Below are 15,320 nucleotides of genomic sequence, written 5' to 3' on the forward strand. Positions count from 1 at the left end.
AAGCAGTCTATGTACTCCTGAACCGAGAAGCACGCGATGAATCGAGAAATCTGAAAAGCAAAACCGGCCTGACGGCCGGCTTCAACAACGCCCGGTTGACGGGAAGTCCCTTAGAGACTGGTTAGGCTGTGGCATGTCATCTCCCAAGGGAAGACAGCATCGTGACGTCCGCCGCGTAATAGTTCCGGTGGTTTGGATTGGAGCTAAAGCGCGGACGCCAGGCGCCTGGTGAGCGAGACGCATAGCCACAGCTAAGATAGCGATAGTCTCGATCGGCATAGTCGCCCCTCTCGCCAAGTATCGCATGCATATAAAGTCCGACAGCACCGCCACCAAATAGATACTCACTCCGGGCTGCCAATGGGCGATGGGGGCTACGCTCCTCTAGGTAATATGTGACACGAAAGATCGGGCTATGCAGACGATTTGATACTCGCTCAACGGATGATGAGCGAAGCGCATAGCGAGTTGGGGTCTTTGAGGTGCTGTTTGCTACCGAATCGGCCCGCCGACTTATGATGCGGTGTGGCTCTGGTAATTTGGCAATTATGATTTCATCATAGTAAGCGAGCCTCTTTTGCTCCATGAGCTGATAGCCAATTGATATCCCTTTCTGCGCGTCGAACTCTTGTAGTGTCTCGTCATCAACAAGAAACGCAGCGTAGCTTGTCTTTGCCTGTTGGTGTGGGGCATTCAGAGGCGTCGAGTTGCAAAGCGAGAGGAATTCGTTGTAGCTGAGTTTGACCCACGCCAAGACGCCGAAGACAAGAATTGCGGGGAGTGAGTACTTGAAGATAGCCGACGAAGTTCGACGATCTATCATACGACCAAACTTATATGCCAAACCTATGCCCGCTAATGCAATTAGCCACGGATAGATAAGCGTAAACCCAATTGAGAGCGCGGTGATCAGTAAAAGAAGACCAAACACCAAGAACGTAGCGACTACCATGCCTGACGCTGCCTAACGAGGCTGTAGAAAAACGGATTTGACGAGCGAGTGGCAGCATCCCCTGTTCCGGGGGCTGAAGTTTTGATTCATGTCTCAGCGTCGTCTCATGTGTTCTTCAAAGTGATCCTGGCGTGCGTCAGCGGCCCGCGCAGGGTGTCGGTTGGCCGGTTGAACCTTCTGTTCATTCCCAATGAGCATGATGCGCAAGTTTCTCAATGTTGTGCACCATGCAGTAGAGCTTCCACTGCGTGTCGACCTTGTTTTTGCCGCGCAGCGTGAAGCGGTTCAGGTGTTTGTTGCCGCGCAGATTCCCGAACACCGGCTCGACGCTGGCAAAGCGCGCCGCAATCATCCGGCGACCTTGCTCGGAGTCGATGCGCAGCTTCATCTGCTCGGTGTGGCTGACAGGCCCTTCTCGCTTGCCGCGAAAGAAGTGCACCTGCCGTACAGGGGTCTTCTCGGGTTTTCGGAGGCATTGGGTGCGTAGCGCACAGGGGCCACAGTCGCGCTGGGCGCCGGCGTACTTGGTGACGGCGTAGCCGTGGATCGTGCACTCACCGCCGCTGCGGTACAGGTGTTTGCCAGCGGGGCACACGCAGTGTGAGGCGTCCTCACTTTGGGTGAAGTCCGCCGGCGTAAAGCGTCGCGCCTTCTTGGGCTTGGCGCGCTTGTCATGGAGCGGATCGGGCTGGGCCTTGTGGCGCGCTTGCCCGGCGTAACGCGGATCGCGTTGCCGGTAGCCTTTGTCGCAAATCCAGGCGGGAATCTGTGCCTCTACCAGCCAGCGCAGGTTTGCTTCCGAGTGGTAGCCGGCGTCCGCGCAGATTGCCGTCTGCGGGGCGCACAGCGGCTGACAGGCCTCCACCACTGGAATCAACAGTTCTTGCTCGCTGCCGGTGCCGTGCGCTTGTGCTTCGACCACCACTTGATGGGTGGCATCGACCGCGGCGACCGCGCAGTAGCCCTGCAACACGCCCTTGTCGGTGGCGATCTTCGCCGACTCATTGTCGGTGCGGTTGGAGAGGCGCACGCCACCGCTGGGCCCCTTGCGATCGCGCGGGTTACGCGCGAGCCACTCGCGGCACTGCGCCGCTTCGTGTTCCATGCGCGCACGGCTGCGCGCTTCGCGCTCGCGTGTGCGGCTGTCGTGCTGTGCCGGGCTTTGGGCGTCTTCTTCCTGATGGCGCGCGATCATGCGTTGGACCGCCGCCTCCATGCGCGCGGCCTGGCGCTCGAAGTCCTCACGCTTGCCGCTCCTGGACTTGGCTGCGTTCGAAGGCAGCTTCACGCCATCGATCGCGAACAACTCGCGCCCGATCAAGCCTTGGCGATCACAGACCGTGAGCACGGCCGCAAACAACCGGGAGACGTCCTCACCCAGCTCGCGAATGAACGCGGCGATCGTCGTGAAGTGCGGTGCCAGATCCCCCGAGACCGCCATGAACAAAACGTTCTCGCGGCACGCGCGCTCGATCGCACGGCTACTGATCAGGCCCCGTGAATACCCCAGCAACACGATCTTGAGCATCACCGCCGGATCGAACGCCGGGGCGCCCCCTGCGTCATTCTGGGTGCGCGCGCGCAGCGCGGTCAGATCAAAGTCGTGATCGATCAGATGCACCAGCGCGAACTCGAAAGTGCCGGGCAGCACCTGCCGCGCCAAATCCACTGGAATCAGTTTGAGACCCGTTTCAGGCGTCTTGAACCGTGGCATCGCGCACCCCACAGAACGTGGAAGAGATGGCGCTATTTTACAGGCGACGATAGGTCGCGCGGTGATTTCAGTCGAGTTTTTCTACAGCCTCAACGTTGGAAGTAACGGGCACCGAGGCGCAGCCGAGGGAACCCAAACGCGCAGCGTTTGGGTGTCCCGTTGACGGACTTGTTAGCCAGCCGCGGCATTGCGAAGCTGACCGTCAACGAAGAGCTTGGCGCCACTCGGCGTGACGAGGTAGCGGACTGTGCTGCTTTCCAACGCCTCGCCGAATGAGACGCCGTCAACGGTGACTTTCCCGCCTTTAACCTCGACGCGATGATTGGCCACCGATATCGAGCCTTCGCCGACGATGGAACCCTCAGTGGTTTGCCCAGCGCTAGACGAAGAAGACGAGGAACTCGCGGCTGCGTTAGCACCCGTGCTTTGGGCGCACCCAGAGAGGCAGAGAAGAACCGAAATGGCTGAAATTAGGATGAGCTTCTGCACACTGACCACTTTCATTTTTTCAAAGCTGGCTAACGTTAAGTAGACCTCAAAACGAGGTTTTATTGAGATATTGATCGGGCCAAGGCAGGATGCAAGCGCTTGATTTCTTGCATTGTCTGCCGGGTGTGGGTAGTCGGGTTGATGTATATCCTGCCTCCGCGACAATAGACCGGCTATGACTTCATAACGGGCCTGCTGTGACCAGCATATCGAACCCGCACATGCTACAAACGCACGCCGAGGCTTGGTTGATCCAACCAACCTACCCGTGAAGTTTTTCGCGGGAATGGGCCCGATCCATACGCGCGTAGGGTGGTTCGAAGAACACCGCGCGGTCTTCGGAGTGCAGGCAGGCTGCACGGGGCGCCGATGTAGTGCGGCGGGACGGTGCGTGTGGCGTTCGTTTTGCGCGCAGAAGCTGGCAACGAGCGAACGCCCGGCCCGGCATGAACGCGCTACGTTGGGTTGCTCGATCTGCGGGGACGATCACCATTGCGGTGCACGATGCCCATCAATGGTGGTTTCGCGCAGACCGGTCCAGCGGCGGCGCTAGAGTGGGGGCCAGCATTTCGCCGTTCGTTGCCACATAACGCTGTGGTCAAGTTTTCCTGCGTGAAGACGGCGCGCTACTTGCTTAACTCAGGTCGTCATCGGCACCTGCCACGAGCGGGCGCTGGAAGCGTTGCGGGGACGGATTATTCCCCGGGTTGATAGCAAGGAAGCAGCATGTTTGAGCAGAATGGCCAGCCCCGCCGACCGGTGGGAGGGCAGCCCGAATTGGCGGTTCGCGTGCATCGTTTGCGATCAGAGCAACACGATGCCGTGGGCAACCTGCCACGCGGTAATCCAGCAGACGGCGCAGCGGAGGCTCTGCGGTTCTCTGACGCGGCTCAACGCCCGGTGCCGGCGGCTTGGAAACTCGTTCCGCGCAACAAGGCCTACGTAGAGACCTGCACGTTTTACTCGCAGCGCGAGGCGTTTGCGCATGCAGAGGACTTCGACTGCGAGCTGGTGCCTTTGTTCGAGCATCCTGGGCCGGCGCCGCATCGCGTGCGGGCAGTCTTGCTTGCGTGTGCGGATGTACTAGGGCCCACGACAGAGCCTGAGTCAGCCGAACTGCGCATCAAACGTGAGGCGGCGTATCAAGCTGCGATCGCACTGCTGCAGGAGGTGAATCATGGGTAGGCTTGCTCCCGTTGCATGGGTATGGACCGGCCCCGGTCGGCGCGTTCAGTTGGAGAGGCCGGCGGGCACTCGGCATCCGGCCTGGAAGCCGCTGTACGAGGAAGCGCACTTCGAGGCGGAGCAGCTTGCGCTGCGCGAGTTGAACGAAACCGTGGAGGCGCTCGAGAGCATCTCGGCGAATGCGGCGATGAGCCCGGCTGCGCTGCAGGACATGCTGCAGACAATGAAGGGCGCGCTCGCCACGCTCGGCGTGCATCGCTGAAGGCGTTGTAGGGCTTGCGGTGGCGATGCGGCGGAGTTGGTCCGCACCGAGCCGTCGCACGCGGGCTTAATCGACTTTCGCTTGTCGTGTGCCGATCAGGCTGCGTAGCCACTGACGCTGGTGATGCGCACGTCGCGTTGCCAGGATCTGCGCGCGGATCTTCTCGCGCACCTTGGCCAGCGGCACGCGGCCGGCAGGACGGATGTGATCACAGCAGAGGATGTGGAATCCCATGGGTGATTCCAGCACGCCTGAAAGCTCGCCGGTGCCCATTGCGAACAGCGCAGCATCCAGCGCAGGGAACAGTTGGCCGCGCGTAACCGGGCCGAGCAGCCCGCCTTGCATCGCGGTTGGGCATTCCGAATGCCGCAGCGCCTGTTTTGCGAACTGCTCCGGATCGCGCACGCACTGGGCACGGATCTGGTCGATGCGTGCGCGGGCGGCCACCCGGCCACTGCCCGCAAGGTCGTCGTTGATCGTGATGAGGATGTGTCGCGCGGTCCGTCGCTCCGGCGTGTGAAAGCGATCGGCGTGCAGGCGGTAGAAAATCTCCACATCCTGTTTGCTGACGGGCGGCACGTTAGCCGATACGGCGTCGAGTACCGCGTCCACGGTCATCTCGCGTGCGAGGGCGTCGCGCAAGGCGGCCTGGGTGAGCCCCTGCTTCGCGAGCATGCAGACGAAGTCCGCTTCGCTGGTGAAGCGCGACATCACTTCGCCGACGCCCGCGTCGACCGTCTCGTTGCTGACCGTGACCCTGCGCGCTTCCTCGCTTGCGAGAACGCGTTGCTCGATTGCGAGCTGGCGCGCCACGACCTCGTCGACATGCGCGCGCTGGGGTTCGCTGAGGGCATCCGGTGCGAGCTGGAACAGCGCCTGCGCGTGCTTGATGCTCAGGTAGCGCGAGGAAGTGTGTGCGCTGGCGTTGTCGCTGGTCGTTGCGGTTTCAGGCATCGCTGGTCTCCTGCATCGCAGCGCCCATCGGCCCCAGCGCACACTCGCGAACTTGCAGTGTGCGGCCGGGCAGCGCCGCGAAATGAACGTGGTAGGCAATGTCGTCGGGGTTGTCGCGGATGACCTTCAGCACTTCGCCGACTGCGCCAACCGGGACTCGAATCGCGCCGTCGATCGCGAGCGCGCGCAGGTTGCGAACTCGCTCGCGCGTTTCGAAAAGCGATTCGGCCCACGGCGCGTCAGCGGGTAGCAGTTCCTCTTCGCGGCAGCCGACGATGCGGTTGGCGTCGAGAAAATGCACCGAGTAGATGACCTGATCCATCAGGAAGGTGCCGATGTCCACCACATGCCCGAGGCTGCCGCGGCGTACCAGCAGATCGCCGCGCGCAGCGCCGGGGAAGGTGCCGTCGTCGCGCACGTTGCGCACCACGCGCACGACGTCGCCAAGTTCGAATTCGGCATTCATCGCGTCGCCCGCCGGATGTCGCTCAGCTGCACCGTCGCGATGCCGCGCGCACGCTTGAACACGCGGAACACACCCTGCGTGAGCGCATCGGAATGCAGGTAATCGTCGTAGGCGCGTGCAAGGCGTTCGTGCCACTGCTCGTACACCGGCGGCTCGTCTGCACTGCGCAGGTAATCGTGGAAGCGCTGCAGGATGTGCAGCCGGTTGATCTGTACCACCGAGCGTTCGTAAGGAATGCCGAAGTAGGCGAGAAAATCCTCGATCGATTCGAGTTCGGCCAGGTCGTCGGCCAGCGTGGGGGCGTGCGTGTGCATGGTGTCCTCGCGTTCGGTCAGCAGGGCAGCGGCTCGGGGGGGCACGCCGTCGAACAGGCGCATCAGGTCGTCGTCGTTCGGGGCGCGCTTGGTCGCGACGACGAATTGCCGTACACGCCCAAGCAGGGCGTCGGCCTCCATGTCACCAACGGGGCGCCCCAAGCTGGCATAGACCGACTTCACCGCGCGTTTGCCGGAGTGCTTTCCGAGTACCACGCGATGCGCGCGGCCAACCAGCGCGGGGTCGAAGCCCTGGTAGTTGCTCGGGTCCTTCAGCAAACCGTCGACATGAATGCCGGCTTCGTGCGTGAACACGTTGGCGCCGGTCAGGCTCTTCTGCGCGGGAATCGGTCGGCCCGAGGCGAGGGCGACGCGCTCGGCGAGCACCGGGAACGCGGACAGATCGATACCCGTCGCGATGCCGTAGCACTGCTGCAGCCCGAGCACGACTTCCTCCAGCGCCGCATTGCCGGCGCGCTCGCCAAGCCCATTCACGGTGGTATTCACATGCGTGGCACCGGCACGCACCGCCGCCAGGGTGTTGGCCGTGGCCATGCCGAGATCGTTGTGGGCGTGCATCTCGATCTGCAGGCCGCAATGGCGACGCAGCGCGCGGATCGCCCGCCGCACACCGAAGGGCTCCATCACGCCTAGCGTGTCGGCAAAGCGCAGCCGTATCGCGCCGGCCGCCTCGGCCACTTGCGCGATCCGTATGAGGAAGCCCGTGTCGGCGCGCGATGCGTCTTCCAGCCCGATCGACACGCCCAGCCCGTGGCGACGCGCCACCGGAACCAGCCGTGCGATCTCGCCGAGCAGCCAGTCACGCGAGCGACCGAGTTTGCGGGCAAGGTGCTGATCCGAGGCGGGTGCGGAGATGTCGATCAGCTGCGCGCCGAGCCCCGCGCAGGCCGCAACATCGGCGTCGCTCAGCCGTGCCCACACCATCAGCCGTGCGCGCAGGCCGAGGGCCGCGATGGCGCGGATGCCCGAGCGTTCGTGTTCGCCCATCGCGGGGATGCCGACTTCCATTTCCGGCACGCCTAGCGCATCGAGCCGCCGGGCTACATCGAGCTTTTCGGCGCGGCTGAACGCGACGCCGGCGGTCTGCTCGCCGTCGCGCAGCGTGGTGTCGTTGACGGTGACGAATGATGCAGGCATCGCGGTCTCCGTTGCCGTGTGTCGCACTCAGGCGTAAGCGGGCTGGAACAGCTTGTCCGGGTCTTCCTCCGGGCCGCTCTCGTTCCAGTAGGGCGAGATCTTGCGCAGCTGCGCGATGATCGGCGGCACGGCTTCGATGACGCGCTCGATTTCGTCCAGCGTGTTGTAGCGCGACAGCGAGAAGCGGATGCTGCCGTGCGCCGCGGTGTAGGGGATGCCCATCGCGCGCATCACATGCGAGGGCTCGAGCGAGCCCGACGTGCAGGCCGATCCGCTGGATGCCGCGATGCCCAGTTTGTTCATCAGCAGCAGGATGCCTTCGCCCTCGACGAACTCGAACGCGATGTTGCTGGTGTTGGGCAGGCGGCAGTGCAGATCACCGTTCGGGAAGGCACGCGGCACACGGGCGAGGATGCCTTTCTCCAGCTTGTCGCGCAGGAAGCGGACATCGGTGTTCTCGGTTTCCATGTGTTGCATGGCGAGTTCGGCCGCTTTGCCGAGTGCGATGATGCCCGGTGCGTTCTCGGTGCCAGGGCGGCGGCTGCGTTCCTGCTGGCCGCCGTGCAGCAGCGCACGGAAGCGCGTGCCACGGCGCAGGTAGAGCACGCCGATGCCCTTGGGCGCATGCAGTTTGTGGCCGGAGAGCGAGAGCATGTCGATCTTCGTGCGCTTCAGGTCGATCGGCAGCTTTCCTACCGCCTGCACCGCGTCGGTGTGGAACTGGATGCCACGCGCGTGGGCGTATTCGGCCATCTCTTCGACCGGGAAGATGGTGCCGGTTTCATTGTTGGCCCACATCACCGAGACGATCGCGACGCGGTCGGTCAGCAGCGCACGGTACTCGTCCATATCGAGCCGGCCACGGCCATCTACGCGCAGCTTGTGCACTACGTAGCCTTCCTTCTCCAGCCGGTCGCAGAAGGCAAGCACGGCAGGGTGTTCGACGACGGTGGTGATGATCTGGTTGCGATCGGGCTGTGCCTTCAGCGCGGAGAGAATCGCGGTGTTGTCCGACTCGGTGCCGCCGGAAGTGAAGATGATTTCCGAGTCGTGCTCGGCACCCAGCAAGGCCTGGATCTGCGCGCGCGCCTTCTTGATTGCCACGCCCACCTGGTTGCCGAAACTGTGGATCGATGAGGCGTTGCCGAACTGCTCGGTGAAGAAGGGCAGCATTGCGGCCACCACGGCAGGGTCGCAGGGCGTGGTGGCGTTGTTGTCGAGATAGATCGGTTTCATGATTGGGCGCTCCGGTGGGGGTCGGACGGTCTTGTTGGCGCGCTCAGCGCGCCATTTCGAGCTGGCTGGCCGGAAGCAGGCGCACGTACTCGCCCAGATCCTCGAACAGCTTCTGCTGGATCGCACCGAGCGTTGCGGCTTCGAGTGCGCAGCCCATGCAGGCGCCTTTCAGATTCACGTAGATGTTCTTGCCGACGATGTCGACGACCTCGATGTCGCCGTTGTCCTTCTGCAGCATCGGGCGCACCGAGTCGATGATCTCTTCGATCTTGCGCATGCGTTGCAGGTTGGTCATGCGCGGCTTCTCGGCGGGTGCGCTGGCATTCGTCACCGGTGCAGGCGCAGCCGGGGCAGCTTCGATCGAAACGGCCTCGCAGCGCGCCGCAACAATCGAGATCAGCACATCTTCGATCTTCTCGTGGCACGAGGCGCAGGCGCCGCCGGCCTTGGTGAAGTGCGTCACCTGTTCCAGCGTGGTCAGCCCGTTTTCGCGCACGACACGTTCGATCAGCGCCGAGTCGATCGCATAGCACTTGCAGATCAACTCGCCTTCCTCATGGTCGTCTTTCCACGCCTCGCCACGGTAGTTCGCAATCGCTGCCTGCAGCGCTTCGCGGCCCATCACCGAGCAGTGCATCTTCTCCGGCGGCAGCCCGTCGAGGAAGGCGGCGATGTCCTGGTTGCTGACCTTCAGCGCTTCATCCAGCGTCTTGCCCTTGACGATTTCGGTGAGTGCGGAGCTCGACGCGATCGCCGAGCCGCAGCCGAAAGTCTGGAAGCGGGCATCGCGGATGATCTCGGTTTCCGGGTCCACATCGAGCATCAGGCGAAGCGCATCGCCGCATTGGATCGAACCCACATCGCCAACCGCATTTGCTTGCTCCAGCGGGCCAGCATTGCGTGGGTTGAAGAAGTGCTCTTTGACCTTTTCGGTGTAGTCCCACATGGCAGGCTCCTTGACGACTTTTGGGGCGCATCGGCGTGACCGGTGCTCGCAAGGTGCTAGTGCAAAGGCTGTGCCAATCGCGTGTTTTGGGCGCAATGCCTCGTGGCGATTAAGGTTCTCGGGCCGAGGAGGCTGCGATTGTCGGACTTGCGACAAGGCCCTGTGGGGAAGGCGCCGTTACGCTGGCGTTGCAGGCGGGCATACGCATAAAACAACACCGGCCGCAGTGGTGCGACCGGTGCGGGGGGTACGGCGGGCGTCAGGCGGCGAGCGGCATCGCGCTATGCGTGAAACACGCTTTAGGGCAGACGCGGCTGCAGGCGCCGCAGCCAGTGCAGTCCATCGGGTCGGCGAGCGACATCACTGACGAAATGCTCTCGCTGTCGTCATCGTCATCATCTTCGGGCAGATCGTCTTCGCTGCGATCGATCAGTTCCAGCACGTCACGCGTGCAGACCTTGTAGCAGCGGCCGCAGCCGATGCACTTCTTGGCGTCGAGCGCGACGGCAAACTCGGGTGTCCACGGCGTGCCGCCGCGTGTGATGCCGGTAATGTCAGACATGGTGGTGCTCCGGTGATGGTATTCGTTGGGGGGTGACTCACAAGGGAGATTCGGTGCGCGCCGCAGTTAACTTGGCCTCGGCCTCGGCCCAGGCCTGGCAGGCGTTGTAGGTGGATTGCGCGATGCCAGGAATTTCTTGGAACGCTGCGGGCAAGCGGTCCTCGACCAGGTCATGCAGTTGTCCGGCCCACTCGGACGCGATGCGCCGCAGGCGGCGGACATCCCTCTCCAGTGCGGCGAGGGTCAGGTAGTCCATGGAGGCGCTCACAGGCCAGCAACATCGGGGTGGCGGCCGACGAGTTCGAGCGCCACCGCAAGTTGCTTGTCCGCCTCGGTTTTCATCTTGGAGAAGGACTCAAAGCCAAAACGATGCACATCGCGCAAGCTGCGATCGAGCGCGACGAGCTTGCCAACGGTGATGATCACGCGACCGAAACCCTCGTGCGACAGATGCACCAGCGGCACCGCCATGTGCCCGCACTCTTTCTCGACCAGCACTGCGATCGCGTTGTAGAAGGCGCGCACGCGAGCCAGCGTGACTTCGTCAGGGTCGCCCAGCAAGGGGATCGCTGTGCGCGCCTCCTTGCTCAACACAAAGGGGGCCAGCAGCTGTTCGACGCGCTTGCCGTCGTGCACACCGTAGCTGTCCAGCGCGCGCACTTGGCGCAGCATTTCGCGCATGAAGTCGGTTTCGAATATCGGGTCGGGAACGGTTGTGGTCATGTTGCAGAACTCCGTTTTTCTTCCGGGGAGGGGAGGGAACTACAGCCATGGATGGCGGGTTCGTTCCAGTGCTGGCCGAGCCAAGTACCCATCAGCCGCGCGGGTAACAGGCCGGCGCACAGGCCGAGTACCGCACCGGCAAATGCGGCGAGGTTTGCGTGACCAAGCGCCTGGCCGATCACGGCACCGAACACGCATGCCGTGGCGGGCAGGAGGTAGGCCAACACGGCGCTGAGGATCAGACGGTGGTCTTCCAGCGCCAGCGACACGTCTGAGCCGGCTTCGACCCCCGGCACGATGGGCAGCGCGAAGACGCGCGCGGCCGCGTCGCCCTGGCAAGCCTTGCGGGCACCACACGTGCCGCATGCGGCAGCGGCGTGCACGGCTACGTCCATGTGGTGGGCATGGATCGCCACGACGCGCGCAGTGCGTTCCATCATTCCTGCCAGCCCTCCGCGGCCATGCGCTCAAATCGTGCGTCGTCAGACGCCCGATGGATGCGACGGTCGATCCACTGGACACCACCTGCGTCGATGGCGTCACGGATGGTGTTCAGCAGGGGGTCGATTGCCGTGGCCTGCTCCAGCCGTATCGGCTGGATGCCCGCCGCCAGCAGCTGGCGCACGGCGGATCCTCCCACCGCAAGGCAGTACACGGCCGCGCAGCCTTCAAGCGCGCGGATGCGTTCGCCCAGCTTGTTCTCGTTGCCATCCATGTTCTCGGGCGCGAATTCCAGCACCCCCGCCAGCCGGGCACGCTCAGCATCAACCGTGAAAATGACGAAGCCCTCGGCGGCGCCGAAGTGCTGGTCGACATGAACACGATCGCGGCTGGCAAAGGCCACCCGCAGCGTGCCCGGCTCAGGGTCAGTGGCGGACCACGCCAGCGCGACTTTGCGAAGGGAGAGGGTGGTCTTCGCGGTCGCGGGGTCCGCCTGACCAGAAAACGGATCGGTAGGCCGGAATGTCATGGTGTTGCTCCAGGACGAGGTTGGCGATGTCGAACAGGGCTTGCCGCGCTGCGCGGTAGCCCACCCAGGGGCGGGCAAAGCCGCCCAGCCGGTCGTATTGCGGGAAGCCCGCGCGCAGCAGCGGCACACCGAGTCGCTCGGCGCATTGCGCGACGTGTGCGCTGCCGATCAGCAGCTGCGCTTGCTGGCACCGCGCACCGTGTTCCAGATCCTGCAGGTCGCCGATCTGCACCGTGGCACAGGGCAGACGCGTCAGCGATTCGGCACGTGTCGGTGTCACCGCGGCCACCACTTCGCAGCCGTTGCCGGTCAGAAAGGCCGTCATGCCGGCGAGCAGATCGGGCTCCGCGGCGATGCCGATGCGCAGGAAGCCGGTCATGAAATGGCTGTCGACCATCGCATCCTGCAGTTGGGCGCGCAGGCGTTCGATCCTGGGGGGTACGGCGGCACCGGAAATCTCGGCGAGCGTTTGCGTGAAGCGGTCGCACGCGTCGAGCCCCATCAGGTGGTCGAATCGGTAGTCGGGCACTTCGGTGCGCAGATGCAATTCGTCGGCCGCGCGCTTGAGCGAATCGCCGATCACCAGTGTCGCGACGGAATCCCCCATCGCGGCGATCTCGTCGCGAGGCGTGCCGCCGAGCGTCAGGGGCGAGTGTTCGGCTTCGACCAAGTGGCCGTCGAGCGAATCGCCAAGGTCAGGCAGCACCAACGCGCGGAGGCAGAAGGCTTCACACCAGTCGCGAATCACCTCGATGTCGCCGGGTGTCAGCGCCGCGGACGCGAGCACGTTCACCTGCCGGCGCCGTCTGCCCGCATGGCGGGTGTGTGGCACCAGGGATTGAATGATGGCCTCGACGGCGAGCGCAAATCCGCTCTCCAGACTGCCGATGTAGTCCGGCGTGTTGACGGGCACCACCGCAACCTGGGCGTACTGCGGGTAGCTGGCGCGAAACTCGCGCACCAACCGGTGAACGTCACTGCCTTGCGTTTCGGCGATGCCGGTCGTGGGTAGGCCGATCACATCCGGGTGACTCTTCTCGCACAGCGTCTTGAGACCTTCGATCACGTTCTCGTCGGCGCTCATCACCGTCGCGATGTGATCCATTGCGGTGGTCTGCAGCGGAATGCTCTCGCGAAAGTGCCGTACCAGAAACACCTTGCCGAAGGCGGTACAGCCCTGCGAGCCATGCATCATCGGAATCGCCCGCTGCAAGCCGAGGAAAGCGAGGCTCGCACCGAGCGTGGAGCTTGTCTTCAGCGGATCGACCGAGAGCGGCTTGCTGCGTTTGATCACTTCGGCCATGTCAGGCTCCCACCGGCGTGCCGGCCAGCTTGCTGCGCGCCCACGGCGCCGGGCGACGCACCGCATCCCAGACCGGGCTTTCGATGCTTAGTGCCAGCTGGCGTGCGAGTTCCAGCATGCCGCGATAGCCGGCATAGCCGAACTCACGTTCCTGGTTGATATCGAGGAAGGGGATGCGCGCCTTCAGCGCGGTGTAGAGGTTGCGGCCGCCCGCGATCAGGATGTCAGCGCGCAGATCCTTGTAGGCGGCGAGCAGCGCCTTGGGGCTGCCGTCGTCGATCATCACCGCGTCCTCGCCCATCAAGTCGCGGATGCGTGCCTTGTCCTCGGCGGTGGATTTCTTCGTGCCAGTGGCCACCACCTGCATCCCAAGGTCTTGCAAAGCAGAGACGATGGACCATGACTTCACGCCACCGGTGTAGAGCAGTACCCGTTTGCCTTTCAGGCGCAAGCGCCACGGGTCGAGTGCTGCGTTGATCCACGCCTCCTCGCGTGCGATCAGCGCCTCGGTACGCGCGTTCAGATCCGCGTCACGCAGCAGGCCGGCAAAGGCACGCAGCGCCTCCGAGGTGTCGGCGACACCGTAGAAGCTGCCCTCGAAGTACGGCACGCCCCAGCGCTTCTCGAGCTTGCGCGCCACGTTCAGCAGCGCTTTCGCGCACACCACCATGCTGGCCTCTGCACGATGAAGCGTTTGCACCTCACGGTAGCGGGCGTCGCCCGACAAAGTGCCGATGATGCGCAGCCCGAGTTCGTCGAACAGCGGCGCGACGCTCCAGAACTCGCCGGCGATGTTGTATTCGCCAATCAGGCTCACGTCGTGTACCCGCTGGCCCGGTACCCAGGCGACCGATACCGGCTCAGGTTCGCGGGTGCCGATCACATGTTCGAGCATGGTTTCGCCGGCGATACGGTTACCCAGGTTCTTGCTGCCGTAGAAGCCGGCGGCATCCACTGGCACCACCGGCACACCCCAGCGCGCCTGTGCGGCCTTGCATACGGCTGCGAGGTCGTCGCCGGTCAGCGCGGTGACGCAGGTGGCATACACGAACACCGCGGCGGGTGATTGCTCGTCGATGGCCTGCTTGATCGCGTGGAAGAGCTTCTTCTCGCCGCGCCCCATGATCACGTCCTGTTCGCTCAGGTCGGTCGTCATGCCGGTGCGATACAGCACCGGGCCGCTGGAGCGCGTGCCGCGGTTGTCCCATGAGTTGCCCGCACAGCCGATCGGCCCGTGCACGATGTGGGCAACGTCGGCGATCGGCAGCAGCGCGATCTGTGCGCCGTCGAAGCTGCAGCCGCCCGCCGTGGCGCCCGGCTTGGGGCGCGCGCAGCCGCTCTTCTCGCCCGCGTTGTGGGCGCAGGCCGGCTCATTCTGCAGGGCGGTGATCTCGGAAGCTTTCACGACGGCTACCTGGCAAAGGGTGTCGTGCTTTCCGTCGCAAGCGCTGTGCCTGAGCGCGATACCCAAGCCAATGCAGGCTTTCGCGCATGCCGCCGCAGTGATGAAGGCGACAAATTGTCGTAATCGATACACGCGGAGGGCGGGGTGCCGGCCGTGCGATACCACGCGCGAGCATGGCGCGACTCTTGCGACGCGCTGGGCACAGGAGGCCGCCATGAACGCACCCGACCCCGTTGTGCTGCGAGGGACCGAATTGCCAACGAGTCTCGATCTGCTTGTGCTGCGTCGCGCGATTGCCGCCAGCATGGAGCGTGGCGATCAGCCACTGATCCGGGGCATTTCAGAGGCCGCTTACGCGCGCCTGCGAAGCGTGTGTACCCCCGACGCGCCGGCCTGCAACGGCCTCGCCGCGAAGCCGGCGTTCGATGAGTTTGACGAGCTGTTCGAGCTGCTGTGCGAACACGCGGAGCCGCGTTGCGAATTCACCACCTGGCTTGCCGCCGCAATCGCGACGGCTGCACAGCGCGATCAACATCTGTGGCAGGACATGGGGCTGCCATCGCGTCGCGAGCTCTCCGCAATCCTGCAAACCCGCTTTCCGGCGCTTGCCGCACGCAACGACCGCGACATGAAGTGGAAGAAGTTCTTCTACCGCCAGCTCTGCGAACGCGCCGGTGTGCC

At 63.9% G+C, this 15,320-nt stretch carries 17 protein-coding genes; 2 read left to right on the top strand and 15 right to left on the bottom strand.

Annotated features, from left to right (window positions below):
• Positions 1–136: 136 nt before the first annotated feature.
• The 3 genes from ACE3P0_RS20730 to ACE3P0_RS20740 all read right to left on the bottom strand — a co-directional run bounded on the left by ACE3P0_RS20730 (position 137) and on the right by ACE3P0_RS20740 (position 3,170).
• Entirely contained in the window at positions 137–952 is an 816-nt protein-coding gene (locus ACE3P0_RS20730; protein WP_374404705.1) for a hypothetical protein, read from the bottom strand.
• A gap of 181 nt (positions 953–1,133) precedes the next feature.
• A complete protein-coding gene (locus tag ACE3P0_RS20735; protein WP_374404706.1) occupies positions 1,134–2,666 on the bottom strand; it encodes a transposase in 1,533 nt (510 codons plus the stop codon).
• Positions 2,667–2,837: 171 nt separating this feature from the next.
• Positions 2,838–3,170 (bottom strand): hypothetical protein, encoded by a 333-nt coding sequence (locus ACE3P0_RS20740; RefSeq protein ID WP_374404707.1) that lies wholly within the window; start codon positions 3,168–3,170, stop codon positions 2,838–2,840.
• Positions 3,171–4,332: 1,162 nt separating this feature from the next.
• On the opposite strand from ACE3P0_RS20740, the gene ACE3P0_RS20745 reads away from it, so the two are divergent.
• Entirely contained in the window at positions 4,333–4,602 is a 270-nt protein-coding gene (locus tag ACE3P0_RS20745) for a hypothetical protein (protein WP_374404708.1), read from the top strand.
• Positions 4,603–4,668: 66 nt separating this feature from the next.
• On the opposite strand, the gene nifM is transcribed toward ACE3P0_RS20745, so the two are convergent.
• The 12 genes from nifM to nifE form a co-directional block, all read right to left on the bottom strand.
• Positions 4,669–5,556 (bottom strand): nitrogen fixation protein NifM, encoded by an 888-nt coding sequence (gene nifM, locus ACE3P0_RS20750; protein ID WP_374404709.1) that lies wholly within the window; start codon positions 5,554–5,556, stop codon positions 4,669–4,671.
• Positions 5,549–6,022 carry a nitrogen fixation protein NifZ gene (locus ACE3P0_RS20755; protein ID WP_374404710.1) on the bottom strand — a complete coding sequence of 158 codons (474 nt, stop codon included), beginning with the start codon at positions 6,020–6,022 and terminating at the stop codon, positions 5,549–5,551. Before ACE3P0_RS20755 ends, nifM begins: the two co-directional genes overlap by 8 nt.
• Entirely contained in the window at positions 6,019–7,494 is a 1,476-nt protein-coding gene (gene nifV, locus ACE3P0_RS20760) for a homocitrate synthase (RefSeq protein ID WP_374404711.1), read from the bottom strand. Before nifV ends, ACE3P0_RS20755 begins: the two co-directional genes overlap by 4 nt.
• Positions 7,495–7,521: 27 nt before the next feature.
• Complete coding sequence (gene nifS, locus ACE3P0_RS20765; protein WP_374404712.1) at positions 7,522–8,730, bottom strand: cysteine desulfurase NifS; 1,209 nt, start codon at positions 8,728–8,730, stop codon at positions 7,522–7,524.
• Positions 8,731–8,773: 43 nt separating this feature from the next.
• Positions 8,774–9,676 (bottom strand): Fe-S cluster assembly protein NifU, encoded by a 903-nt coding sequence (gene nifU / locus ACE3P0_RS20770; protein WP_374404713.1) that lies wholly within the window; start codon positions 9,674–9,676, stop codon positions 8,774–8,776.
• A gap of 259 nt (positions 9,677–9,935) precedes the next feature.
• Positions 9,936–10,238: a ferredoxin III, nif-specific gene (fdxB, locus tag ACE3P0_RS20775; protein ID WP_172202868.1), complete on the bottom strand. Its 303-nt coding sequence runs from the start codon at positions 10,236–10,238 to the stop codon at positions 9,936–9,938.
• 37 nt (positions 10,239–10,275) lie between these two features.
• Positions 10,276–10,494 carry a CCE_0567 family metalloprotein gene (locus ACE3P0_RS20780; RefSeq protein ID WP_374404714.1) on the bottom strand — a complete coding sequence of 73 codons (219 nt, stop codon included), beginning with the start codon at positions 10,492–10,494 and terminating at the stop codon, positions 10,276–10,278.
• A gap of 8 nt (positions 10,495–10,502) precedes the next feature.
• The gene (locus ACE3P0_RS20785; RefSeq protein ID WP_374404715.1) at positions 10,503–10,961 is read right to left on the bottom strand and encodes a NifX-associated nitrogen fixation protein; all 459 of its coding nucleotides are present in this window, start codon (positions 10,959–10,961) and stop codon (positions 10,503–10,505) included.
• A complete protein-coding gene (locus ACE3P0_RS20790; protein ID WP_374404716.1) occupies positions 10,958–11,401 on the bottom strand; it encodes a SoxR reducing system RseC family protein in 444 nt (147 codons plus the stop codon). Before ACE3P0_RS20790 ends, ACE3P0_RS20785 begins: the two co-directional genes overlap by 4 nt.
• Positions 11,398–11,931 carry a NifB/NifX family molybdenum-iron cluster-binding protein gene (locus tag ACE3P0_RS20795; RefSeq protein ID WP_374404717.1) on the bottom strand — a complete coding sequence of 178 codons (534 nt, stop codon included), beginning with the start codon at positions 11,929–11,931 and terminating at the stop codon, positions 11,398–11,400. Before ACE3P0_RS20795 ends, ACE3P0_RS20790 begins: the two co-directional genes overlap by 4 nt.
• A complete protein-coding gene (gene nifN, locus ACE3P0_RS20800) occupies positions 11,828–13,234 on the bottom strand; it encodes a nitrogenase iron-molybdenum cofactor biosynthesis protein NifN (RefSeq protein WP_374404718.1) in 1,407 nt (468 codons plus the stop codon). The genes ACE3P0_RS20795 and nifN overlap by 104 nt, the downstream gene beginning before the upstream one ends.
• 1 nt (position 13,235) lies before the next feature.
• Complete coding sequence (nifE, locus tag ACE3P0_RS20805) at positions 13,236–14,639, bottom strand: nitrogenase iron-molybdenum cofactor biosynthesis protein NifE (RefSeq protein WP_374404719.1); 1,404 nt, start codon at positions 14,637–14,639, stop codon at positions 13,236–13,238.
• A gap of 214 nt (positions 14,640–14,853) precedes the next feature.
• Between nifE and ACE3P0_RS20810 the strand changes: the two genes are divergently transcribed.
• The coding region (locus ACE3P0_RS20810) for a nitrogen fixation protein NifQ (protein WP_374404720.1) at positions 14,854–15,320 on the top strand (467 nt) is incomplete at its 3' end.

Origin of the sequence: Niveibacterium sp. (assembly GCF_041909475.1) — a bacterium.
Taxonomy (GTDB): Bacteria; Pseudomonadota; Gammaproteobacteria; order Burkholderiales; family Rhodocyclaceae; genus Niveibacterium.